Source organism: Paenibacillus sp. V4I3, from assembly GCF_030817215.1.
Classification (GTDB): Bacteria; Bacillota; Bacilli; order Paenibacillales; family NBRC-103111; genus Paenibacillus_E.
The window spans coordinates 6,937,354-6,963,556 of the sequence record NZ_JAUSZA010000001.1; the positions used below are offsets into that span (position 1 = coordinate 6,937,354).

Below are 26,203 nucleotides of genomic sequence, written 5' to 3' on the forward strand. Positions count from 1 at the left end.
AAGAATCTGCAAATGGGGGGATTGGCCAAGTGGAGTTCCCAAAAGTTAATGTCGAAAATATGAACGTCAAGATTTCGTTAGGCGGTTTATTATTAAACGTTCTGTATATCAGATTCGGGGTCTTTTATCAATCCTTTCTCGAACACAGCCATAGCATGAAAAGCTACGAACTGCATTATATTCCCCTGGGACAGGGAATCTTGGTAGCAAACGGCCGCAAATATCCGATACATCCCGGCACGCTTTACATGACTGGCCCGGATATTGTGCACGAGCAAATTACGGTCCTCGCCGACCCTATGGCGGAATACTGCATATGCTTTGAAGTGTTGGCCAATAACATTAACGATGATCCGGATCTTTCCTTCATTGCAGACCAATTCGTTCAAACAACTTTTTGGTTCGGTCAGGACAAGCAGAATTTGTTGCCATTGTTCGAGCAACTCTCCTATGAAACGACCAACCAATATATCGGCTACTACCTGACGGTTCAACATATTATCGAGCAGATCGTCATCAAGCTGGTCAGAAACTACACAAACAATGTTCCGACCTCCTTTGTTATGCCGCTTAAAACCTTAGACGACGATAGAGTCGTTATCATTGAAAATAGTTTTTTATACAACTATGATGATTTAACTATACAGAAGCTCGCTCAAAAACTGGGACTAAGTGTCAGACAGACGGAGAGAACCATTCAACAGTATTTTGGCCTATCGTTTACTCAAAAAAAGACCCAAGCAAGAATGAAGGCTGCCGTTCACCTTCTTACTACGACCTCAATGACCATTAGTGAAATAGCGCGACATGTCGGTTTTTCTTCATTGGAACGTTTTTGTACCACCTTTAAGAAATACTACAAGGTCCCGGCAGGTGAATTTCGCTCCTTGCGTAAGCCCTTTGATCACAATGTGACATGTTATTGAAGACAAACGGTAAAAAATTGTACAACTCGAACATCGCATCAATTGGACAAAATAAATACAACTGTAACGTCTATATCGGAATTAAGCGTTAAGTGAATGTATTTACCAAATCCATCGTCAAGCGCCTCTACTTCTTGGGCGTTAACCATTGCTTTTATCCAAGGAATACCCACTTTTACTTTTACTTCATTTTGATTTACAACTGATTTTAATGTAACACTTGCATTGTTAGTGTCCCAAAATAACTCTCTAACCTCTACCCGGGTCCTTGCCATCAGTCCCTTTATTGAACCCGATTTCCATTCAGAGGGCAGCGCCGGAAGTATTTCAATTTCGCCTGTATTGGAAAATAGCAGCGCTTCATTTACTGCCCCCACAGTACCAAATAATGTATCCGTACAATAGCAGTCGTTTCTTCTGTTTGTGTCATGGTCTGTCATCAAGGAAGTGTAATAACCGGAATCCATCATCATCGGCAGAAGGGACGAGACGACCCCGTCGCCGTTTTTTAACCTGGCATAGACCAGCGCCTTATGCATCCAGCCGTGCCCCGCCGTCGCGTCTCCTGTATTGTATTTATTTCTGTTTTCAACCGCGATAATTGCTGCTTCCGTCAACTCCGTATTGTTCTGCGTTTCGTACGCAGGCCATGCCGGATAGAGATGGCTCAAATGGCGGTGGTTGTTGTTTTCCGAATATTCACTCATCGCCCATTCGCGTAAAGCGCCGTCTTTGTCAACCTTATAATTCGGCAATAGTCCTAACAAGTCTTCCCATTTGGCGACAGCAGTTTCATATCCGTCGCGCTTTACTGCCTTTTCCATGGTTATGACCATATGCAGTCCATCCCGCGCCGCAGCAATATCCATCGTGGCATTTGCCGTAATCGTACTGTTGTAACCGATCGGGTTATTCTCTGGAGAGTAGGTAGGGATAAGCAAATATTTCTCGCCTGGATTTAACGCAGTTTTACTTTTCTCATAGCACGCAATACCGTTTATATCTGTATAGTATTCCGGCGTACATAGCTGCTCCCAGAAATTAGCCTGCTTTGTCAGCAGCGGAAGTAAAATATCCTTTTCCAAATCCAGATATCCCTTATCGATCAATTGATTGAATTCTTCGTCCGTCAGCCCCCCGTCCTTTATACTGAGAAGCGGTTTCAGACCATGGATTCTCATGCTGTCGTTGATCGGAATCTGCCCATTGCCGTAACACTGCCAATATTCGAAGATCGGGAGCAGACACCAGCTTGCTCCGGCATTCCAATATTGAAACGGATAGTCATTGTCGTATTCCACATGCATTGCACGGTCGATGTCCGAGTTTACCGACACTTGCAGCGCATCATGCATTCCATAGGACATTCTTGCGTTGTATTCGAAGTCCGGCGTGTTTCTCAAGAAGAATGTGATGTACCCAAGCTGCGCTTGCGTGAAATGGCCTGTATTCATCGGAGAAACCTGTAAATTCACATTTGCGTCAAGCGTATAGATACCTCGCCAGCCGGGATTCCACTCTCCGGTCCACATTCCGTACAAGCGCGGTGCGCTTGTACCGCTGCAGCATAGTAAGGCATATCGTCCCTGGTTGTACACCTGCTCCATAAAAGCATGATTGATTCTAGTTTTTGATGCCTTTTGCGCGTTGATTAGCGTTACGTTGTCAGCGCTCTTGTCATCCTCGTCGCCTGTAAGAGTAAATTGTGCAGCGTTAAATTCTGCGGAATGCTTTAGGGCGTGAGGCGTGAGGGCAGCTTGATAATCGAATTTACCATAGGCATCTTTATATTTTTCAGCGACCGCATTCGTGTTCTGAAATAAATTGTCTACGATAGCGTATTGCGTCATTCCGGCAAAATCTTCGATTTTGCCCATATCAAATGTCCTGTTCGATTGCGTAATTAAATATACGGCGTCGGCGTCGATCACTTGGATCGCAGGATTCTGTTCCATTCCTACATTCATCGGTTCATTCGTGTCAGCGAGCAGTACTCTCTTCTTGGTTCCATTAACAACAATAATCTGCGTCAGACCTGCATACCCACCATTGCTCAGCTCGCTGTCCTGATAGGATGGGTAATGGGCAACCTGCGCGATATATGCCGCACTCGGTTCCACAAGCTTTTTGTATTGAAGCGCCGTTAGCTCAGACATACCATCCCTCGATTTGTACATGCTAGAAATGTCATCAATGGAGATGATCATATTGATCTTAGCGCCTTCAGAGGATTGTGAGATCTTCGTAATCGAAACATTGTCTTCTCTGGATGTAAACGAGGTTCGGATCCACTCGCCAAATTCATCGGTGTATCGTACTCCGGTTTCGGCTGTTTCATAATTCGTCCATCTCTCATAATCAGACACGGCTCCCTTATCAGTCACGCCTAATCTGAGCTGGTGTCCCGGATGATAACAATAAAAATAGGTTCTTACCCTCGTTTTACCGTCCGGAAAAGTAATCTTCCATTGATCGTTTTGTTTAAAAACATTCCATCTGGCATCAGCAAGCTGCCCCGTTAATTCTCCTGGAATCGCTCTTGGATCTCGAGACGGATAGTTGAACCACATATTTTGAAAAATAAAGCTGTCCGTATAAGGCGATCCTGACGTGATATACCCATTTTCGCCATTTCCACTAATCATGCCTTCCCGCCACGCCAATCCGGGATTTGTTGTTGCCACTTCTTTATAGGTGTTAGCGTAATTGCCTTTTTCGTACATTCGTGTAATTTCCGATATTTTAGTCATGCTATTCCCCCCTGATCTGCTCGCTATGGTATTTATTATATCTAGCAGGGGAAGGTTCATGAATCGTTCAGAGCGACGTAAAAGAAAGCAAATATGTCGCAATTTAGCAGGCAGTGGGGTCAATGCCACACATTCTCCTTTAATTTATGAGGAAGAACGCCGACATCAGCTACTTAGGTTACCAGAGCAAGCACTCTATAAGATGGGAGAAGATCTTTCCTTCATACGTGAATTAGCAGATCAGCGAACGTTTTTTCTGGAATTTGATGTTCAAGAAGAGGGTGGCGCCAAGCGAAAAAAGCGTGTCATTAAGGAAAAACATTTAGCTGAACCTATTATTGCGAAAATTGTTGAAGTTGTTAATTCATATCGCACATCTCAAAATTATGAATACATATAAGTCCTCCACATTGGAAAACTACCGAAGCTCTGACTAATCGTCTCCGTCAAGGTGAAACTTTCTTTAAAGGAACTACCAGGACATTAAAACCAGTAGATGATTATCATTATTCGATTATGAAACAACTCCGCACTTTTATTGAAGCACCTGAAGCGGATAAGAGTAATTAATCAAGAGAAAAAAGAACTCCGAAATCAGACTGGACAGAAGCTTATCTTTATAATGGGAATGGTTCAGACTCAAAACGCCGTCGTAAGCAGGTTATGCGACTGAGTCTTCTTTCTCGCGCGTATACTCATCCGAATTTTCCCCTCCAGACTGTTACCAGCCTTCATCAGCTCGGACTTACTCGCTACTACGGAACGATCCGCCATCTCGAAGCACATCGATTCGACTTCCCCTTTAAGGTTATACCTCCCTACCTTGTCTACGTTTGCGTCAAGGAGACTACGAGACTTCCCTCGGTTATCTGCACATTCTATTCCATCCATCCTGATCCTAATCACGTCGATGAGCCTGGCAGGTCATATCCCTTTGTTTGTTTCCCTGCAAGATATACATATTTGCATAAGTTTCCCCGTTTGTTTGGCGGGTCACCCAACATCGCCGCCACCTCTGGTTCACCGCATTCCGGGCTGGATTTTGCCTGCCCTTCAGATTCCTTCTCACGAGAGACACCCTGCCAATCCTAACCCTGCTGGATTAGGACCTCTAATTCGGCTACGGTACTTTAAAAGATAAGTTACCGAGTGGATTTGAACCACTTAGATTGTGCCTGTGAGGCGCACAAACAAACCGGAACCCCTAATTGGTGTTCCGGCCTTATAAACACTAAACAACTTCATTCAACCGCCCATCCCGAAACCGCACAATCCGCTTCGCCTGCTGCGCAATCAATAAGTCATGCGTAATCAAAATAATCGTCCGACCTTGTGCATTTAATCTCTTTAAAATGTTTAAGATCTCCACACCCGTCTTCGAATCCAGCGCACCTGTAGGCTCATCCGCCAAAATGATCGACGGATCTCCTGCCAACGTTCGCGCAATAGCAACACGCTGCTGCTGTCCGCCGGATAGCTCTGATGGAAAATGCTTCTTACGATCTAGCAAGTCTACCGATTCTAGTGCATGTAAAACGAGCGGCTCTCTTTCCTTTTTGCTCATTCCCCGATAGATTAAAGGCAACTCCACATTCTCATAGGCACTTAATCTCGGCAGTAGGTTAAAACTCTGAAAAACAAATCCAATCTTCCGATTTCGAATCTCCGCAAGCTGTGAATCCTTAAGCAAGTTTATTGCTTGACCATCCAGGTCATAGTTACCTTTATCTACAACATCCAAACACCCGATGATGTTCATCAGCGTGGATTTGCCGGAACCTGACGGTCCCATGATGGCTACGAACTCTCCATGATCAATATCTAATGAGACGTCATCTAATGCTTTAATCGTTTCCTCTCCCATCGTATAGTATTTACTGGCTTTCTCGATATGGATTAACGACATGCCCTTCGCCTCCATTACTTGCACAGTGTCCAAATAAATGAAGTATCCGATTCGTAACCTTACCTCTTTGCTTTATAAAACTCATGATAAAGCTTCATGAGTGCCCTTTTTTCAATCCTCAAACATAACTCCGCGATATCCCCAGCTCCTTCGCAATCTCCCGCTGCGTCCGCTCTTCCCCGCCAAGCTCCAACCCAAACCGTCCGACGACAACTTCCTTCTCACGATCATCTAAAATTTCCAAATTGCGGTAAATTTTACTCTTCTCTATCTTCAACTGCACCTTATCCACGACATCATCCGCTTCTGTCCCGAGGATGTCGATCAATGTAATTTCGTTCCCCTCTTTGTCCGTTCCGATGGGATCATGCAAGGATACATCTTTGCGCGTTTTCTTCAACGATCGAAGATGCATAAGTATTTCATTTTCTATACAACGTGCTGCGAAAGTCGCCAGCTTCGTCCCTTTGTTCGGCGAAAACGACTCGATGGCTTTGATCAATCCAATCGTCCCGATCGAGATTAAATCCTCCAAATCTTCGCCTGTGTTGTCGAATTTTTTGACAATGTGAACACGAAGCAACGTAAATTCCATTAATTAAAAACCATGTAGTGATTGCTCTATACCAATAATTACGGGGATTGGAATACCACTTGCTTCAGTCAACCGGCAACTGTTTCTGCAACACATCTACACTTTGATAAGTTATCTCGTTTAGAAGTTGTTAATCACATCACGCCAATCTCCTACGCCTATGGAAAGCTCTAAATGCCATTCAAACGATGCTTTTGCCGGTATCATTTGTGCTGTTCCATTACCTACTGCCATTTCAAGTGAATCGTAATAGCCGATACTAGGCTCCAAAGCACAGGTCACCCGATCATTGAACATACCTTCGTCCATCCAAACACCTATGTAAGGAACCTTGTCTTGTGGGACAGATACGATCAAATAGTTGCCGCTTTCTTCGCCATATAACCCAGACCAACCTATCGACACTTGACCTTTGTAATAAAACTTTCTCGCATCTCCGGTAACCGCAGGGGAAAGCTGCGGTACTTCATCCCACGAATACAACTTTCCAGCCTTCAGGGTATGACCTTCGTACACGCACAGCATCTCCCTAAGGGATTCCGGAAGAAGAATACGGGTTGGTTCCGTGACTGAGAATTGTGGATGTGGCACCCATAAAAATGGTAACGGTTTCTCACTATCATTGTCAGCACGGTAATCTAGCCGTACCCGATCCGTAGAAGGGAATGAGATTCGTCTCGTGAAACGATATGGAAGCTGCGGACTCCTAACCGAGCAAACTACCTCGTTCTCTTCGAACCTATACGCCCATGGAAGCATGTCCAAATCGGTGAAGGTGGAGCCGTATTTCGGCTGTTGTAAAGAACGATGACCCGAATCCAGCAGCCATTCCTTCCTTGTAGGCTTATAAACGATAGATACCAATTTCCCTCCGAGTTCTGGTACCATTTCCATGCTGATGTGTTTACTTTCGATGGTTATGGAAATAAAGCCTTTGTAGGTTCCCATTGTCACGTGTACCATACTCTTTTCCTTCATGAGCACATGACCCGATGAATTCGCGAACCAGTATGATTAGCCTCCAAACGAAGCGCTTGCTCAAACTGCTCCTTTGCCAGTTCAGTATGACCCAGACCGAGATGCCCGAGTCCCATCATGTATCGGCAGTGAACTTCATTCCGTACGTTCAGGTCGTCCTCGAACACGAGGAAGTCCGGCAAGGAAACCGCGAAATAATCGAACTTCACTTCGTCGAACAAGTGCTTCTCCGCGTAATCAATCAGCTTATTGAAGCGACGCTTGGCTTCCTTGTCATTGCCCAGTGCAAGCCAAGCCATCCCTTGATAGAAAATCATATCTGGCGGTTGGTCGTTGTAATACATCGCGCTGGCCGGCTCCTCCAATCCTTGGGAAGCAATAATGAAACATTCTTGTGCTTGTTTAGCCTCCTTCAAACCGTCATGAGCGAGTCCGAGATAGTAAAAGACATTATTCTCTTGCGCACCTGACAGCTTACCTTCTCCTAGATTATCAGGATAGAGGAGTGCTCGATTCAATAAGGTGACTGCCTCTTCAAATCGTTTTTCGGCCAAAGCTCGCTTGGCCAGTTCGATATGGGCAAAAACATGCTGACCTGTTACTTTACCCTCGCCACCTTCCCAAGGGTGGAAATTGTGTGCATCCAGTGCTTGAATTGCTTTCTCGTGATAACCTTGCGCATTCAGCAGGGTAATGTACTCCACGTAGAGATCGTCACGTTTGTTAACCAAAGCTTGATGCTCCTCCAGCTTGCTGCAGCGAGTCTCTGGTGTATATCCAAGCTTTTTATACAATTGATCAAGCTCGTAGAAAACTCGCGCATCATCAGGTCTGCAAGCAAAAGCCTTCTCCATGGCAATAAGAGCGGATGCTGCATCCCCGCGTTTGTTGAAATAAGCGAGAGACAGATTCCGATGTACCGTAGCGAAATCATTTCGAATGGAACGAGATGCTTCCCAATGGGTGATCGCATCGTCGTGTCTTCTTTTGTCATAATACCAATTTCCCAGGTAATAATGTGCTTTGTCATCCATAGCATCAACCGATATAACACTAGACAGCACTTGCAAATCGAATAAACTATTCGGGAAAAAGTAATCCGGTTTTGCCGTATTTCCAGCTTTCCTATGAAGATGAGACAGTTCTGATTGCCCTGTTTTCTCATGCAGATAGCCAAGTGTGTAATGAAGCATTGGGTACGCCTTTGAATTGTGACCTTGTACGATCCCATCAAGCAATTCGATCGCCTCCTCGTACAAGCCGCAATTCGCATAATCAGATGCCAGATTCAAATAATTATGAGCATCTCCGCGCATGAGGCGCATAAGCTCAGCTTTCACTTCGCTGGCAAGCGTTTGCTCACCTTGAATAGAAAGCAAAAGATAACGTTCGTTGGCTGAACCAAAATCCGCGATATCTAGCGCAAGTGTCTCCTGCGTATAGGTGATCGCATCCTGAATCTGACCCAGTTTGCGGAGAAGCGCGGCTTTAAGGTGACGTGCTTTGTAATTGCGGGAGTTGCGTACGAGTGAACGCTCAACCAGTTCCAACGCTTCGGCGTAAGCCTTTTTCTCGCAAGCTATTTGTGCAAGGGAGAAGTATCCGGCATCTTGCCATGCCGCTGACCAAGTCGATTTGTAGAGCGCCGCGAAGGCTTCTTCCAACCGTCCTTGCATTTTAAGCGCAACACCTAATTGATAAAGGGCTTCACTGTCATAAGGGTTCGGATTACGCCAGGTGAGAGACTTCACCGCTGTCCGGAAGTGACCTTCCGCATCGTTGAACAATCCACGGCGCAGTAAAAGTGTACCGTATGCCACATTAATGCGGCTATCGCTTGGGTCGCGCTTTAAACCTTCTAGATAGTAAGCTTCAGGTTCGAATGTTGCATGGCGATATTGCTCTAGATGCAAGCCAGCGAAATACAGCTGCTCATTCGTTTCAGTTCCGCGGGCTCCTGCAGCGGCTTGGCTGCATCCGGTACCTGCTCGATCGACGGCTTGGCAGGCTGATAGGCAATGAGCAAGGTGCCTTTTGCATCCCGCACAGTCAGCTTCAGGTCGTACGGATGATCGTTCTCGTCCAGCGTAATCACAGACTTGAACGTATGATTTGGAGACAACTCGACGACTTCCTTCAAATACGTTCGGTGGATTCCCTTTAATTCCACTATAGCGCTCTGGAACAAGGAGGTTGCATACGCTAACACGACGGCTTCGCGAGTCTTCTCGTCGACTTCTAGATTGACTGCTGCATCGATCGAAGCATTTTTTACGATACCGATATTTTTATAAGGCATGAAATACTGTTTAAATGATTTCTCTTCATACGGCTGCAACCACGTGAAATCCGGTTGGTTGTCTGTGTAGACGCCGGTCATTAGCTCGATATAAGATCCATCCTCATCAGTCAAGTTGCGATCCCATGCTTGCCCGAATTCGCCATTCCCCCAAGTCCATTGTTTCTTACCTGGAGATACATGATGGTTCGCGACGTGAAGCAAGCCAGCTTGAACACCATGATCATAACCACCTACGAAATTATAATCCGATTTATATGCCATATAGGATGTAGGAACCGGAATATTTCTGTAACGTGAAATATCAACTCCTGCGGAATAATCCATTTTATAATACGTTCCAGTCGCGATTGGGAACCTAGAAACGTCTCGTTTGCCGTGGTCGAAGACTGCTGTTACATCAGGCGGAAATACGGATTGCGTATCATCGTTAACAGCAACCGCAGGGTTCGCCCACCACAAGAATGTTTGTGGTTCCGGTGTCCGATTATACAGCTGTGCAGAAATTTCCAGATAAGCTTTGCCCGGATATAGCGTGAAACCGGCTGTTACTTTCGTTCCATACATCCGGTCGATTTCGCTTACCCAAACCGTAGCGCTTCCATCTTCATTTTCGCTTAGCTTATATTCAACTGGACCATACGTATTCGGACGGTGATGCTGAGGCCAGTTGAACTCGATGCCGCCGGAAATCCAAGGACCTGCTAGGCCAACCAGCGCTGGTTTAATAACACGATTGTAATAAACGAAGTCGTAATCATTCGTTTTGTCCAGCGCACGGTAAATCCGTCCGCCAAGCTCGGGCATGATCTCGATCCGAACATATTCATTCTCCAGAATCACGAGACGGTAGGACTGCATTTTTTTCTCATCTTCAATTTTATCGATAACCGGATGGGGGTATACCTTGCCTGAACTTCCTTGATATACACGCTTCTCTAAAAACATCGGATTGCGATCCGGCTCTCCGATGCCATAAGTCGGAATCGAAGTCTCTTCTTCCCATACACGAACTTTCTGACCCAACATCATCACTCCCTTATCATATTGTCTCTACTTTACCTCGCCGGAAGGCAATCGCCAATTGACAAAATGCTTAATGTAATGGATTATATTCTTATTTAGAAGGGAGGATCAGCCTTGGATTATACTAGGAAACCAGAGGGCTTTGAAGAACAAAAATTGTTCGTCCTGCCCGACTATATGCAGACGGAACTATCCAGTTCGGAGCTGACACGGGATTTATTTATAAGCGACATTGGATTTTTCCCCAATGCCCGTCATCATTATCGGGAACGCCGCGAGGGGAGTAGTTCCTATATTTTCATCTTTTGCTCAGATGGAGAAGGCTGGATAGAACTGGGTCAACAAAAAGCGTTCGCTCTGACCCAAAATCACCTAGCCGTCATACCCGCCAAAACGCCACATCGATATGGGGCATCTTCCCATGCACCATGGAGTATTTACTGGTTTCATCTTCAAGGCGACCATGTAGCTGCTTTTATACGTTTGTATGGGATGGATACCGGCCCCGTTCATCTTCCGATCGGCGCGCTGTCTGAGTTCAAGTATGTTTTCGATAAGTGTTATGTACTGCTATCCGACAAAACCTATTCGCTGCCCATCCACACACACGTATCCCAGTCTATCCGGCATCTTATCAGCGGCATCGGTATTAGCGCAGGAGGTACAGCCAAAGACAAAAAAAGGGAGCAATATCTAGAACTCGCCATCCGATACATGAATGATCGTTTGGAGGATTCTATTAAGCTCCCTGAATTGGCCAAGCACACTGGCTTGTCTAAACAGCATTTAATTTTGTTATTTAAAGAAGAAACGGGATTCCCTCCGATTGAATACTTTTTGCGTATGAAAATTCAAAAGGCAGCCCAAATGCTCAGTTTAACGGGTCAGTCCATCAAGGAAGTTGCCGCAAACATTGGGATAACCGATCCTTATTATTTCTCAAGACTGTTTAAGAAAATGACCGGTTCCTCCCCTACCGCCTATCGGAGCGTTCCGAAAGGGTAATGTGAATCTTCCTACCATCATGAAAGTCGTTTTAGTCGGATCAATTTACTGTCGAAATCGCCTGTTAGCTTTAGGGGCAAACCGACGTTCATCAAGTTTCTGCCCTTGAATCGTATTGGTTGATTCTCGAGGTCATTCACTTGATAATCTGCATGCCGATCTAACCCTTGAAGACATAATCTCGGCAATTCGTTGGCAAAGCGTTGCGCGTGCAAAAAAATAAATACAACGGCTTCACAGCCATCTTGACTTAAATATTGGAATGCGGCAAATTGGGATTCACGAAGTGTTTGTAATCGGAATAAATATCCTGTCGCTATAACCGGCCTGATTTCTTTGTATAATTGGATAAAGGAAGATGCCTCTTCGAACTCCTCATCCGACCAATGCTTTAAATTAGCTCCTATTCCTAATCCGCCCATCATCGCACTATGAAACCGGAAGGATAAGGGCAACTTTCTTCCATTTAAACTGTGAGGCGAATCTGTAACCCAACACATCATGATTTGAGGACTGTATACGTAAGCAAAGCCCTCCTGTATGCTCAACCGATCGAAGGCGTCGGTATTGTCGCTTGGCCATACCTGATCCGCATACCTCAACATGCCAAGGTCGATTCGCGATCCACCGCCAGCGCATGCTTCGAACTCAACCTCTGGGAACCTTATTCTTAATTCAGCCCATATCTCATATAAGCTTTGTATATGCCTAATCCATATGGCGTTATGGGGTTTTAGGAAATCGTCACCTGTCCCTGGCTCTGTAATTGTACGATTCATGTCCCATTTAATAAACGAAATCTGATAAGTACTTAACAGCGTTGTCATAAAATCTAAGATAAATTGTTTTACTTCCGTTTTACCCAAATTCAACATAAATTCATTTCTAAGCTGTGTGCCCTCACGTGTAGGGAATTGATAGATCCAATCCGGGTGTTCCCTGAAAAGGTCGCTATCGGGATTCACGGCCTCTGGCTCTACCCATATGCCAAAATCCATCCCTAAGCTCAAAACTTCATCAATCAATTCCTGCAGGCCGTTTGGAAATTTTTCAGGGTTTACATACCAGTCTCCAAGTCCCCTCTTGTCGCTATCTCTGCTGCCAAACCACCCATCATCCACCACAAACAGCTCTGCTCCAAGTTTGGCGGCAGCTCTTGCCAGCTCCTTTTGCCCACTGGCATTCACATCAAAATAGGTTGCTTCCCATGAATTATATAAAACCCTCCGATGACCATGGGATGGAAATATAAATTCCCTTTGATAACTATGCAGGATTCGACTCATCTCACCAAAACCATTCGAGGTGTAACCTCCTATAAAAGTAGGAGAAGTTAACGCTTCTCCGCCTTGCAGCAAAACCGAACAATCAAAATCGTTCATTCCCCCGACAACTCTCAGGTTATTAAAATTCGTCTTCTCGGCAACAATTTTCCAATTCCCGCTCCAACCCAACATACCGAACCAAACCTTGCCAGAAAACTCATCCGATTTTCCATTATCGATCGCAAACCAGGGGTTCGCGTGCGGCCCTGTGAAGCCTCTTCTCGATTCAAGAATTTTCTTGCCTTCCGTCAATCTCGCTTCTCTCAACTGGAACTCCCCGGCCCATCTTCCTGTAACGTGTGTCAGGCGATAATCGGAGAGAACGGGCAAAGACCATGCAGCGGACATCATTTGCTCGATAACCAGATCATCTTTGCTTTGATTCAATACTTCTGCATATCGCTCAATTAAATCATGATCAGCAATAACGCTATAATAAATTTTCACCCATAAATCATAATGCACGTCTTTGAAAGTAATAACCAATGTCTCCGTGGAACGGTTTGGCACTTTTTCCGATGCGTCATCCCGTTCTTTACTTTGTATAGCATAACCGATGTATGTCATTTTCAAATCTCTAACGCCGTCATGAAACCGAACTTTCAAACAAGGTTCGACATAGCTGCATCCACCTGCATAGCTATATTCCTCCTTTTCCCTTTCAACCTCAGCATCAAATGAGCTGTGGTGGCTGCTTTTCAGAAGAAACGAGCATTCCCTCGCATCAACAGTTTCTCCCCAATAGGCCTGCTGCAATATCCCCTTTTCATTGATGCCGAAGAGATAGGAGGTGCGTTTCGTTTGAATTTCGAACAATTGCAAATCTTCGTGAAATGTTATCGGCAAGACAGACACCCTCATCTTTGTATTTTTTAGATCCTCATTTTACTTACCCTTTAATTGCACCCGCAGTAATTCCTTTTACGATAAATTTCTGCATCAGCAGGAAGAAGGCAATGATTGGAATCATCCCCATCACGGCGTAGGCAAAAGCCAAATTCAGGTCACTACTATACTGGCCGAAAAAATAATACTGCTGTAAAGGGATTGTACGAAATTTATCTTTTTGGAGAAAAAGCAATGGAAGCATGAAATCATTCCATATATAAAGGGTATTTAATACCATTACTGTGGCCGTTACCGGCTTTAATAGGGGGAAAATAATTCGAAAAAATATACCAGGAACAGAACAACCGTCAATTTTGGCAGCTTCTTCAAGCTCCCTCGAAATCGCTTTAATAAATCCGGTATAAAAGAAAACGCCAGTTTGTACGCCTGCGCCACCATAAAGAAGAATGATGCCCCAATGCGTATTAATCAGATTCAAAATTTTCCCCAGTTTATAAAGCGGAAGCATAGTGACCTGAAAAGGAACCATGATCCCCGCTAAAAATAAGAGAAAAATCAATTGATAGAATATACTTGATCTACGTGCGATCGAATATCCGGCAAGAGACGAGACGGCAATGATGAGAAGAACGGATCCTGAGGTGATGATTAAACTATTCAGGAATGCCTTAGGGTAATGAGAAGTATTCCATGCATGAATATAATTCCCAAGGTGTAATCCCGCAGGAAGGGAATAAAAGGATAGGAAAGTTTCCTGGCTTGTTTTCAATGACATTAATAAAGCAACATATAAAGGAAAAAGTACGACCAACGACAGTATCAAAATAATTGTAAATACAATAGCATGGGCCTGTTTCACTATAATTCCACTTCCTTTTTTCTAAAAATCCGAAGTTGGATCATCGTAACCAGAACCAGCAATATGAAAAAAATCATGGATAAAGCCGTACCGTATCCACCCTTATGAGAGGCAAAGGATGCCCTGTAAATATAGGTCGATAGCACGTCAGTGGAAAAACCGGGGCCCCCGTTGGTTGTCACATACACTAAATCGAACACCTTGAGTGCTCCTGTTAACACCAGTACCATATTAATTGTTATGGATGGTGCGATTAGCGGCAGTGTCACATGCCAGAATGTGTGTAAGATCCCTGCACCATCTATTTTAGCGCTTTCTACTAATTCACTAGGGATATTTTGTAACCCGGCAATATAAATAATCATCGGTGTGCCAATACCTTGCCAAACAGCAATTACAATAATTCCCCAAAGCGCATAGTTAGGGTTCCCTAACGGACTCGTTACACTTTCAACTCCAAACAGTTTAAATAAATTAGGTACACCTTTGCTGTAGTTATAACTCCAAACAAATCCGGATAAAACGATGGAAATTACGCTCGGCAAAAAGAAAATCGTTCTAAATATGTTTCTGAACTTGAGGAACGAATCCAGAACAAGCGCGAGTAATAAAGATATGAGATTGACCAGAAAGGTCAAAATGATTGCATATTTGAAAGTGTTCGTTAACGCCCTCCAGAAATCACTATCCTTAATAGCATGAACATAATTGTCCCAGCCTATATAATGGAGCGTTTGGGAGACACCATCCCAATTGGTAAAGGAATATTTGACTCCCATGACTAGTGGAATTACAACGGCAAATAGAAATAAACACAATCCCGGAATTACAAACAAAATGTACCAAGACTCAGCTCGCCAAGTGCGTTTCAAAGCTTTCATGATCCAGTCCTTTCTTGAAGATAACAGCAAATAGAAAAATTGAAGAGTCTGTCAGACGAAGGAAATCATTGAACGTCTAACAGACTCCTATGCCATCACATCAAAGTTACTTAAGCTTATTTATGATTCTTTTGTACCCAATCGTCCATATCTTTAATAATTTCATCCGCGGTCATCTTATTAAAAAAATATTTTTGCAAGTCTTGACTGAATTGACCGCCCCAATCAATGGTCGTTTTTGCCAAATAAGCCTGAGAATTATAGATATTGCCTGCTTCGATATAAGGCTTTAAATCGTCGACCGCCGGAGCAATATTGGTGCTCGAGCCTTTGACATAGCTGAGCGATTTAACATTACTGACCCAAGCATCTCCACCTACTTTACTTCCCATGAAGGCCAGGAATTTCAAAGCCGCTTCTTTATGCTCCGTTTTGCTGCTAACAGCCAGAGAAGCATCCGGGTTAAATTCAAGTTTGTTTTTGCTTGTATCGTTGCTAAACGGATAAGGGAAATAACCTACGTCATTTTTGTAGAAGTCTGGATTCTTTTTCTCAATGTCCTGCAGCGGCCATGTCCCCATGTACATCATCGCCGCATCACCCTTGGCAAACAAATCGACTGCGCCGTTATAATCCACACCAAGCTGATCTTTGTTTCCATATTCAAAATATTGTTTGGCATGATCGATAGTAACTTTCACCGCAGGGTTATCCGCGAATTTAACCTGACCCTTCTCGATTTTCTCGAAAAAGTCAGGTTGATTGGCGATAAGTGCCGTATTGCTAGGAAGATCACGAGTACTCCACATGGCAAGCGGCCAACCATCCTTCCAACCGAGGGCAAATGGAGTTTTACCTGAATCCTTGATTTTTTTTGCTACTGCCATAAGAGCATCCCAGGTTTTAGGAATCTCTAAGCCCAGATCTTTGAAAATTTTCTTATTATAAAATACGGCAATAGGGCCGCTATTTACCGGCATGATGTAATTTTTCCCATCAGTTGCTTGATCTTTGAGAACAGACGGTTCAAAGTTTTTCATAAACGGTTGATCTGTAAGGTCAAGCAAGTATCCGCCATCCACAAGCGATTTGGTATTGCTCCCGGAATTGAGTGAAAATACGTCGATTACATCCCCGCTAGCTACTTTTGTTTTTAACAGCGTATAGTAATCATCATACTTCACCGGCTGTACTTCAACCTTAATGTTCGGATTTTCTTTCTCGAATTGGTCGACAATTTTCTGAACGCCATCGGTGACGTCACTCTTGAAGTGCATGAAAGAAATTGTAACCGGAGCTTCCTTTTTCTCGGTCTTGTTTGAACTTGAAGAAGTCGCCGTAGCGCTCCCCGCTAGAGAGGATTCGGAAGAATTCTTGGTATCCGTGTTTCCGCACCCCGCCAATAAGCTTGTAAAAAGGAGGGTACATAATGTAATGCGGATTTGTTTTTCCATGCCAGTTCCCCTTTTCTTCATTCATGTATAGATGAACGTATCGTTCATCTGTTTCTGATTGTATCGAAATGCTCTTGATGCAGTAATACAAAATCTTGTGAAGCAGATGTTCATTATTTTGTAATTCCTATACGCTTTCACTCGATTCCCGGTATTCCGTGGGCGTTTGACCTGTGAATTTCTTAAACACTTGACTAAAATACCTTTGGTTTTCATAACCGATTAATTCAGCAATTTCATTAACCTTTCGGTCGGATGAACTGAGCAGTTCACATGCTTTCTCCATACGAAGCCTGGTCAAATATTCGATAAAGTTCTCATTGGTGAATGCCTTGAACAACTTACTAAAGTAGCTAGGATCAAGGTGAAACCTCATGGCCACATCGACCAAGCTTAATTCTTCAAAATAATGCTTGCTTAGAAAATTGGTAATCTCATGCACCGGAAACGAGGAATCTTGATCGCCCAAATGCAAGAAAGCTTCTGAAATCAGAGTACTCAACTTATGAATGCATATCGTTAATTCTTCTATATCCAGCACATGCTGAAGGACTTGAAAATCAGAAATTGCCTGATTGGAATAAGAAATTTCCTTCATACCACTAGCTATGATTTCCGACAATTGTATATACTCAAAATGAACCTCTTGGATAAGAATATCCTTGCAAAGAGCAATTTTTCGCAAGAAATGCTCAAGCATACTTTGGATTACCTTCTCATTTTTGTTAACGAATGCCTGCTTCATCGTCTTCAAATCAAAGATAGTCAGGATCTCTGCATGGGAGGGCGCAATCATTGAGTCTGCCGTAGAAACGAACAAGCTGGATATATGGAATTTATTATTCCACAGCGCTGTAAGCGCTTCATCATATGCGGCAGGCAGTGTTTCTAACCTTTCATACGCACGACTGATTCCTGCAACAATGTTCACCTTTAGCATATCGAGCACAGCATGTTGAAACTCGCCTAATATATCCCCGATACCCGCGGCCTCCAAGTAAGCCGAAGGCATAATTACACACAATTTCATCCTGTCGTCGGCCGTAAACATTAACGGAACATCACTTTTGAGAATGTCAGACAAAATATTTTCCAGACTAAACATTAGTAAATCGGCGTTGCCGTGAAATTTACTTACTGCCACTTCATTAAACTGTCGAAATGTCAACATGACCATACGGTATTTTTCAAAAGCATGGACGATTTTAAAACCTTGCAATTGCTTCGCCATATCAGACTGATTCGAAATTCGCTTTTGGGAAACATGCTGCAAAAAAACCTCCCGCTTTAATTTCCAAGCCGAGTTCGCATGATACTGCTGCTGAAGATCATCCACATCTTTTTGTATAGTCTCTATAGCCTTAGTGATGGCGTTCTTCAAATCCAGAATTGATACGGGCTTAAGGACATAATCGCACACCTGGTACGTTAAGGCTGCCTTTAAATATTCAAATTCCGAATACCCGCTGATAACAATGACCTTGATCTCCTTATGCAGCCTAAAGAGATTTTCCAAAAATTGTTTACCATCCATAACCGGCATATTCATATCCGTCACAACAATATGAGGCTTGCTGTACTGTAGCAGCTGTAGCGCTTCTTCCCCATGCTTGGCTTCTGCGACAACTTCAACATTTGCAGAAAGCTCTTCAATTAATTTGCAAATCGCTTTTCTTCCCCACTGTTCGTCATCGACAACCATCACTTTATACATGATTATTCCCTCTCTTTGCATATGGAATGGTGATATAGACGCTAGTTCCTTGGCCCAAGATGCTCTCAACATGGATGCCATACATTGACCCATATACCATTTGCAGTCGCTCATGTACATTTTTCAAGCCAATCGAAACGCCTGAATAAACAGACAATGATTTTTGATCTAATACATCTTGCATTTCAGCGAGTAGATTTGCTTCAATGCCAGGACCGTCGTCTTTAACCAATATTATGATGTTATTGGTATCCCTGATCGCAGATATGTGAAGATGAAGCTCTCTTTTAACTGTCTTCCCTAAAGAATGGATAATTGCGTTTTCAATAATGGGTTGCAGGACAAAGCGTATCATAGGATAATCCCTAAACTCTTCCGCCACATCGATCTCTGTTTGCAAAAGCTCCTCAAACCGAAACTTTTGGATATACAAATAATTATTAATATGAAGCAATTCAGCGCCTAAGGTCGATTCCTTATTCCCTTCATAGAAGCTGTATCGAAACATATCTCCTAGCGCTCTGCACATTTCGTGAATTTCATATTCTCCGTTCAGCACCGCTTTTCCGCCAATGGTCTGCAGCGTGTTAAACAGAAAATGAGGATTGATCTGGGTTTGAAGAGCAATGATTTGCGCTTCTTTATTGCGTAATTTCATTTCATACTCCGATTCGATCAAATCGCTAATTTTTCGGGTCATGAAATTAAAATTTCTTGATAACTGCGAAATATCATCGCTCCAATCATTCACTTTTAACGAAACGGCAAAATTTCCATTCCGCAGGGCGCTCATAGCCCTACCTAACAATTGAATCGGTTTGGTAATATAGTGCTGCGACATTAATGAGAATAAATAGATAATCAAGATCACTACAAATAGAATTAATAAAGTAAGGTTAAAAATATATTTACGGTTTTTATTCAATTCTGTGCTGGGGTAAACAATATCCAGCTTCATGTTACCGTGATCCAGATAGGATGTACCGATCAATAATTCGCGCTGGTCATTAAATTTCAACTCACGTTTAACTTTGCTGATTGGTGTGGCGGGAATCGAAAAACCTTTTATATCCTGATCATACTTCGTATTGGTTTGATAAAAAATGTCCCCCCGCGAGTTTTGCAGGACAATCGCATTCGAAGCTCGATTATACTTTTCGACTATCTTCTGAACATCTTTATTTTGTATGATAAAAAGAATGGTACCGATTTTATACTTGTAATAAGGATCGTAAACGGTAATCGCATAAACAAAAAAAGACTGCTCTAAGACAGAATCTTTGTAAGTCGTCATAAAGGTATGTTGAAACGGCAAATTCAACAGATCTGCCGAATGCGGGATTTCTTTTACCGGTTGAATTGAATCGTAAATACTTGCTCTGGACCAGCTTTCTTCGAGTGTATTCTTTTTCCCGTAAAGCATGATTTTAATAATGTCTTCGTTCTGGCTCTGCAGCAGCCTGAAATAATTGCTTAGGGAGTCTCTAACGTTGATGATGTCTGCGTTGTTATAATCGTTTCCATTTTCCATAAGATTCATAATATTTTTAAAACCGTATACCTGAAGGGCCGAATAAGAAAAATTACTGAAATACTTATCCAGATATTCGCTCAAATAATCAGCGTTCTGATCTGCGTTGCGATACATCGTAGTCTCCAATAATTCTGTACTGGTTTTATAAAATAACATGGCTAACAAAAGTAACGGAATCATTGAAATAACCACACTGATCCAGACAATTTTCGTTTTGATGCTTCGATTCAAGAATAGCTTAATCATGCTGCTAGCCCCCTATAATTCTTCTCTTATTCTAACTTAGGGAATCTGATATACAATCCAACAATTTGTATTTTTGATGTTCATTATATTGTTTCACAAAAATTTTAACATAGAAAGCACAAAATCTTTTATTCCTCCCTCCCCCTCCATTATCTAAAATAAATTCATGGCTAACGAATTGATGAGCCGTAATACAATTAGAGAGGTGCGTTGGAAATATCATGGGAATACGTTGGATAACCGGTGCGTTGATTTTATGTCTAACCTTTACTTCGTTCGTTGTCTTTCCGGCGGAATCAAAAGCAAGTGAATACGTATCCATCACGAAATCGCATCAACTGGTTAAAGCCACAAACGGCCAGTACACAATCTCCTACAATTTACAGACAGGGATTGGAGACATTGCTTTTAGCGGGAGTACGATGGTTACTCAATTCCATTCCGACTTTAAAGCTGCTGGCCGTGATCAACGTTATGCTTCGACAGATAATGCGAAAAGAAAAGCAACATGGAAAAAGATTAAGCAAGATAATTACGGTTCTAACGGGCAACTACTGACAATATCCAATGAACTGGATGAAGGGCCGACAGTCATCCAAAACTTTTATCTGTACCCCGATAATTCCTACATTATGACGGATATAGAAATACAAAGCGGAAATCCGCTTACGGTCGAAATTATGGAACCCATTTCCGCTTCAAAACTGGATATAGGTGAGGGATCGGATAAACGGATTTTCACTACGCCTTATTCTAACAATTTTGATTTTGGCGTTGCACCTGTTCATAATTTTGGTAACAGCCAAAATGAGACGGATCGAGTTTATGGCGCAAATGAACCCTGGGGACCTTTTAACGGAGTTAGCCATTGGGTTACCGCTGTGTTTGACCAAGGGAATAATCGTGGGATAGTAGCAGGCGCAGCCACCACTAAGAATTGGAAAAGCAGTCAAAAACTCATTCAAGCACCAGCTCCTAATGCGTCCCTCGACGGCTTCTCATTATATAACTGGGGTGGGTCTCAGAGCGGTAAGGACATCGTCTCCGATAAATTCTTCTTGGGATATTTCAATGATTATCGTACCGGCCTAGAGACATTCGGTACAGTTTATGAAAAAGGCGAGCCCAGATTAAAATGGGATGGGAATGTTCCCGTCGGATATAACACTTGGTATTCCCACTATTACGATTATTTGACCGCTGACGCAATGTACCCGCTCGTTGATTATGTAGCGGAGAATTTGAAGCAGAAGGGGTACCAATATTTCAATCTTGATGCGGGATGGGAGAAAGCCGACGGCGATTGGACGGCGGACCCTAAAAAATGGCCGGTACGCGTTCCCGGTGAAGATCCTATGAAAAGCTTCGCAAACTACATACACTCCAAAGGGCTGAAGGCGGGCATATATTTCAATCCGTTTAGTGTTCAGGAAAGCTACCTGGATAATCAAATTCCTAACACTACGTATAAGTTCCGGGATACTGTCCTAAAAGATTCATCGGGAAAATTGATCAAAACCTATATCGGTACTTACGCGTTAGACCCGACTCATCCGGGTACTCAGACTTATATACGTAATACCATACAACGCTACGTCGACTGGGGTTACGATTACGTAAAAATCGATTTCCTTGATGTAGGTATGCAGGAAGGCGCCCACTACGACGCATCCCAAAATGGTATGCAGGCCTACAGAGCAGGTTTGGGAATTATCCGGGACACGATTCTTGCGGCAGGACGGCCTATCTTTATAGATGAATCTATAGCTCCTTTATTGCCGGGCGGTTTTGCCCATGGCCGCAGATCGGGCTGTGATACCACGATTGGCATCCAAAACTATTCGGGCTTTGAAAGGCAAGCTTTCAATACGCAGGCTTCTTGGTTCTCCAACGGAACCATATATTCGTACAACGATCCAGACATGATCATGCCTGAAAATTTTGCAAACGGATTTTGGTATAAATACAGCCAAGCGGATGGTAAACTTCTTGCAACTACGGTGGCAATGGGTGGTGGCAGCTGGCTTGCTGGCGATAATGTACCTTTTTTGACAGAGGAACGATATGGAATTTTGCGTAACAGCGGTTTGTTGGATCTTGTCCAAAAAGGAAAAGCAGCGAAACCTGTGAAGATGTCCAACTTCTATCACTTAGAGGATCATGCCCCATCTGTTACCTTTCTTGAGGATGGAGAAGGAACTCGTTATGTTGGAATGAATAATTGGAGTGATGCACCGGCCGAAATTTCGGTTTCCTTTCACGACCTTGGGCTTCAGGAGGGCAAAACTTACGCCGTGGAAGATGTCTATGATGGTACTAGACTTGGGACATTTAAGGATAAGTTTACGAAACATTTTGACGTAAAAGATTCAACGATCCTAAAAATAAGCAGTGAAACCGGAGTAACCCCAACTCCGCTTCCTAAAAATCTCGCGCTGGGGCAAACAATTACCGTGTCTACTTATGGAGACACTTCCGGCTCGGCTGTTGTCGATGGAAATCCGCAAACCAGTTGGAGTCCCAATACTACGAACAATCAATGGATAGAAATAAATTTTGCAACCGATACTCCTTTAAACCAAGTCGTCATTAAAGAGCTTAGAAAGAATACAACCTTCGGAATTGCGAATTATTCCTTAGAATATTGGGACGGCTCAGCTTATATCAATATGACGAAAGGTTATACGGTGGGTGATTTAAAGATGATCGACTTCCCTGACATTACCACATCAAAGATTCGTCTATCCATTCTTTCCGCGAATCGTTTGCCAGTTATCGGGGAAATAGAAGCGTATCATAACAATGCTACAAATACTGAACGGCTCCGTATTGATCAGGATAATAGTAAAGCTCCATTTAGTAAATACAGCGATATCCGTTCTAATACGCAGCGAATGCAGGTGTTTGACATAACAAAATCAGATTTACCCAAATTGGACATTTATCTGTATGAGAGTTATGTCAACCAAGTCCCAAATGATAATTTGTACATTGACATCGTGCAATTAAACGACCAATTTAATCCAGTCAAAACTCTTTTTAGTGCATCTTTGCCACCTTATAATATTCCGGGAGATTTGACGCCGTATTCCATCTATCCCCGTTTGAGCAATCTGGATACGAATACGCATTATGCCTTCATCCTACGTTCACCAAATTCAGTTGATGACGGTTCTATCAACAACAAATATGGGTTTGGATATAATGACAGCGATCCGTATTCGAAGGGCTTTGAACGGCTTTCTTCTGACGGCGGTCTAACATGGGTGACGGAAAACGGCGGAAAACGAGACCTTATGTTCAATATTTATTAATAAACATATAAATATCCAAGCTCCTGAACCCGGTTAGTACCGATGAAAGGTAACGGAAATTATATGATTGCCGATTCTTCCTGAAAGTAGGGAGATCGGCTTTTTACTCCCAGCGGCCAGACGCTTTTTCAAACCGGCCTACGACGACTTCCTTCTTCTGTCGTTCATCAGCAGTGGCTCATTCATAAAAAAATGCAAATTTTTCATATATAGAACTTTATCGAAACACCCCCTTTGATATAATTTCTATTGTCACGCTTGACTACTTCGACAGAACGAACATAATTTGCCGCCATGATCGAAACCATTGTGATAACAATTAACGATATAAGTAAAGATCCATCTTCCCCTTTCTTCCACATTCACACTTATGAAAGGACGCATTAATTTATTGGTTTAAAATTTTCTTCACATGCATGAATAAAGAAGATATACTAATTTTCTTGATGCCATTCAAGAAGATTATTTTTGTTCAACTGCACGTTGGTGTAATTCCAATGCCCAAGTATATTAACAAATTTAAACCGGCACTCCATCGGAGTCCCGGTCCATACATCCACCTATCCAACCTCACTCACGCCCACCAAAAGACCATCATGTTGCTCATCGAATCTTTAAATCTTTATAATTGATTTTTGTTTCGAGTCGCTCCGGCATGGCACCAGACAACGACAATAGGATCCTCTACGCTTGAAATGAGATGGTGGTCCTCTCCCGGCTCAATAACTAACCAATCTTTAAATTCGTGGATTTTCCACTCATTCTCTTTGATTTGATTTTCATCATCATTGTAATCCTGAAAAGCAATGAAGCTCGCCGCTAATGGCAAATACTTAAACACGAATACGATGGTTGACCGCTCTACAACCGACTCATTCAGAGTAGCGGATTTCATATGCTCACACCTACACTATCTATTTGTCTTCTGTGTTAATTATAGGTTTTAGTGAGAGGTACCAACAATGAGGGCACATTTCTATTTACTGTAGTAATAATCTTTTTCTGGACTCAAAATGGAGGCAGTTATAAAAAAAGAGCTGTGCTTCAAGCAGCCTATAGCTACTTTGGGACAACTCTTTGATTTGAACTTAATTACCAATAAATAGTACTTATTATATGCAATCATACGATCGAGCCACCGTTTACAAAAAGAATTTGACCTATATAGGAACATTTGTTTGTGTTATTATATATCAGCGACGTATTGGTTATGCAAGCTGAATTTTCGAAACTAAAACAAAATAAACCGGAACCCCTTGTTTGGAGTTCCGGCCTTATAAACACTAAACAACTTCATTCAACCGCCCATCCCGAAACCTCACAACCCGCTTCGCCTGCTGCGCAATCGAAATGTCATGCGTAATCAAGATTATCGTACGACCTTGTGAATTCAATCTCTTTAAAATGTTTAAAATCTCCACACCTGTCTTCGAATCTAACGCTCCTGTAGGTTCATCCGCCAAAATGATGGCTGGATCTCCTGCCAACGTTCGCGCAATAGCAACACGCTGCTGCTGCCCACCAGATAACTCTGATGGAAAATGCTTCTTGCGATCCAGCAAGTCCACCGATTCAAGTGCATCTAAAACCAGTGGCTCTCTTTCCTTTTTGCTCATTCCCCGATAAATCAAAGGCAACTCCACATTCTCATAGGCACTTAATCTCGGCAGCAGGTTAAAATTCTGAAAAACAAATCCAATCTTCTGATTACGAATCTCAGCAAGTTGAAAATCCTTAAGCAAGTTTATTGCTTGACCATCAAGGTCATAAACACCTTTATCTACAATATCCAAACACCCGATGATGTTCATCAGCGTGGATTTGCCGGAACCTGACGGTCCCATGATTGCTACGAACTCTCCATGATCAATATCTAACGAGACGTCATCTAACGCTCTAATGGTTTCCTCGCCCATCGTATAATACTTACTGGCATTTTCGATATGAATTAACGTCATAATCTTCACCTCCATTACTTGCACAATGTCCAAATAAATGAAGTATCTGATTCATAACCCTTACCGTTTCGCCTTATAAAACTCATGATACAGCTTCATCAGCGCCCGCTTCTCAATCCTCGACACATAGGAGCGACTAATGCCGAGCTCCTTCGCAATCTCCCGCTGCGTCCTCTCTTCCCCGCCAAGCTCCAACCCAAACCGACCGACAACGACTTCCTTCTCGCGATCGTCCAAAATCTCTAAGTTCCGATATATTTTGCTCTTCTCTATCTTGAGCTGCACCTTATCCACGACATCATCGGCCTCCGTGCCAAGTATGTCGATCAACGTAATTTCATTCCCCTCTTTGTCCGTTCCGATGGGATCATGCAAGGACACATCTTTACGTGTTTTCTTCAACGAGCGAAGATGCATAAGTATTTCATTTTCGATACAACGCGCTGCGAAAGTCGCCAGCTTCGTCCCTTAGTTTGGCGAAAACGACTCGATTGCTTTGATCAATCCGATCGTACCGATCGAGATTAAATCTTCGAGATCTTCCCCTGTGTTATCGAATTTTTTGAGGATGTGAACACAAAGCG

At 43.0% G+C, this 26,203-nt stretch carries 16 protein-coding genes and 3 pseudogenes; 4 read left to right on the forward strand and 15 right to left on the reverse strand.

Annotated elements, in window-relative coordinates; genetic code table 11:
* The first annotated feature begins 29 nt into the window (after nt 1-29).
* Nucleotides 30-926 carry an AraC family transcriptional regulator gene (locus tag QFZ77_RS31845; RefSeq protein WP_307446114.1) on the forward strand — a complete coding sequence of 299 codons (897 nt, stop codon included), beginning with the start codon at nt 30-32 and terminating at the stop codon, nt 924-926.
* Nucleotides 927-964: 38 nt separating this feature from the next.
* Here the strand turns inward: QFZ77_RS31845 and QFZ77_RS31850 are convergent, their stop codons facing one another.
* Nucleotides 965-3,676 (reverse strand): glycosyl hydrolase family 95 catalytic domain-containing protein, encoded by a 2,712-nt coding sequence (locus tag QFZ77_RS31850; protein WP_307446117.1) that lies wholly within the window; start codon nt 3,674-3,676, stop codon nt 965-967.
* Between the two features lie 58 nt (nt 3,677-3,734).
* Here QFZ77_RS31850 and QFZ77_RS31855 point away from each other — a divergent pair, with 58 nt between their 5' ends.
* Entirely contained in the window at nt 3,735-4,076 is a 342-nt protein-coding gene (locus tag QFZ77_RS31855) for a hypothetical protein (protein ID WP_307446121.1), read from the forward strand.
* A gap of 239 nt (nt 4,077-4,315) precedes the next feature.
* Here the strand turns inward: QFZ77_RS31855 and QFZ77_RS31860 are convergent, their stop codons facing one another.
* The 5 genes and pseudogenes from QFZ77_RS31860 to QFZ77_RS31880 all read right to left on the reverse strand — a co-directional run bounded on the left by QFZ77_RS31860 (nt 4,316) and on the right by QFZ77_RS31880 (nt 10,486).
* Entirely contained in the window at nt 4,316-4,462 is a 147-nt protein-coding gene (locus tag QFZ77_RS31860) for a hypothetical protein (protein ID WP_307446124.1), read from the reverse strand.
* A 445-nt stretch (nt 4,463-4,907) separates the two neighbouring features.
* Entirely contained in the window at nt 4,908-5,582 is a 675-nt protein-coding gene (locus QFZ77_RS31865) for an ABC transporter ATP-binding protein (RefSeq protein WP_307446127.1), read from the reverse strand.
* Nucleotides 5,583-5,641: 59 nt separating this feature from the next.
* Nucleotides 5,642-6,162 (reverse strand): annotated as a pseudogene (gene sigK, locus QFZ77_RS31870) (RNA polymerase sporulation sigma factor SigK); the annotation flags it as partial.
* A gap of 135 nt (nt 6,163-6,297) precedes the next feature.
* Nucleotides 6,298-7,140 (reverse strand): hypothetical protein, encoded by an 843-nt coding sequence (locus QFZ77_RS31875; protein WP_307446130.1) that lies wholly within the window; start codon nt 7,138-7,140, stop codon nt 6,298-6,300.
* An 11-nt stretch (nt 7,141-7,151) separates the two neighbouring features.
* Nucleotides 7,152-10,486: pseudogene (locus QFZ77_RS31880) on the reverse strand (DUF5107 domain-containing protein).
* A gap of 108 nt (nt 10,487-10,594) precedes the next feature.
* On the opposite strand from QFZ77_RS31880, the gene QFZ77_RS31885 reads away from it, so the two are divergent.
* Nucleotides 10,595-11,485 (forward strand): AraC family transcriptional regulator, encoded by an 891-nt coding sequence (locus QFZ77_RS31885; RefSeq protein WP_307446133.1) that lies wholly within the window; start codon nt 10,595-10,597, stop codon nt 11,483-11,485.
* Between the two features lie 17 nt (nt 11,486-11,502).
* Here QFZ77_RS31885 and QFZ77_RS31890 read toward each other — a convergent pair whose 3' ends face one another.
* The 6 genes from QFZ77_RS31890 to QFZ77_RS31915 all read right to left on the reverse strand — a co-directional run bounded on the left by QFZ77_RS31890 (nt 11,503) and on the right by QFZ77_RS31915 (nt 20,347).
* Nucleotides 11,503-13,665, reverse strand: coding sequence for an alpha-galactosidase (locus QFZ77_RS31890; RefSeq protein WP_307450003.1), 2,163 nt, complete (start codon nt 13,663-13,665; stop codon nt 11,503-11,505).
* 34 nt (nt 13,666-13,699) lie between these two features.
* Complete coding sequence (locus QFZ77_RS31895; RefSeq protein ID WP_307446136.1) at nt 13,700-14,518, reverse strand: carbohydrate ABC transporter permease; 819 nt, start codon at nt 14,516-14,518, stop codon at nt 13,700-13,702.
* Nucleotides 14,518-15,399, reverse strand: coding sequence for a carbohydrate ABC transporter permease (locus QFZ77_RS31900; protein ID WP_307446138.1), 882 nt, complete (start codon nt 15,397-15,399; stop codon nt 14,518-14,520). The genes QFZ77_RS31895 and QFZ77_RS31900 overlap by 1 nt, the downstream gene beginning before the upstream one ends.
* 116 nt (nt 15,400-15,515) lie before the next feature.
* Nucleotides 15,516-16,853 (reverse strand): ABC transporter substrate-binding protein, encoded by a 1,338-nt coding sequence (locus QFZ77_RS31905; RefSeq protein ID WP_307446141.1) that lies wholly within the window; start codon nt 16,851-16,853, stop codon nt 15,516-15,518.
* 127 nt (nt 16,854-16,980) lie between these two features.
* Entirely contained in the window at nt 16,981-18,567 is a 1,587-nt protein-coding gene (locus QFZ77_RS31910) for a response regulator (RefSeq protein WP_307446143.1), read from the reverse strand.
* A complete protein-coding gene (locus QFZ77_RS31915; protein WP_307446146.1) occupies nt 18,560-20,347 on the reverse strand; it encodes a sensor histidine kinase in 1,788 nt (595 codons plus the stop codon). The genes QFZ77_RS31910 and QFZ77_RS31915 overlap by 8 nt, the downstream gene beginning before the upstream one ends.
* A 221-nt stretch (nt 20,348-20,568) precedes the next feature.
* Here QFZ77_RS31915 and QFZ77_RS31920 point away from each other — a divergent pair, with 221 nt between their 5' ends.
* Nucleotides 20,569-23,661: a discoidin domain-containing protein gene (locus QFZ77_RS31920; protein ID WP_307446149.1), complete on the forward strand. Its 3,093-nt coding sequence runs from the start codon at nt 20,569-20,571 to the stop codon at nt 23,659-23,661.
* Between the two features lie 622 nt (nt 23,662-24,283).
* Here the strand turns inward: QFZ77_RS31920 and QFZ77_RS31925 are convergent.
* From QFZ77_RS31925 to sigK (QFZ77_RS31935), 3 genes and pseudogenes are all read right to left on the reverse strand, one after another.
* Nucleotides 24,284-24,556, reverse strand: a complete 273-nt coding sequence (locus QFZ77_RS31925) for a hypothetical protein (RefSeq protein WP_307446152.1) — start codon at nt 24,554-24,556, stop codon at nt 24,284-24,286.
* 388 nt (nt 24,557-24,944) lie between these two features.
* A complete protein-coding gene (locus QFZ77_RS31930) occupies nt 24,945-25,619 on the reverse strand; it encodes an ABC transporter ATP-binding protein (protein ID WP_307446155.1) in 675 nt (224 codons plus the stop codon).
* 60 nt (nt 25,620-25,679) lie between these two features.
* Nucleotides 25,680-26,201: pseudogene (gene sigK, locus QFZ77_RS31935) on the reverse strand (RNA polymerase sporulation sigma factor SigK); the annotation flags it as partial.
* Nucleotides 26,202-26,203 lie beyond the last annotated feature (2 nt).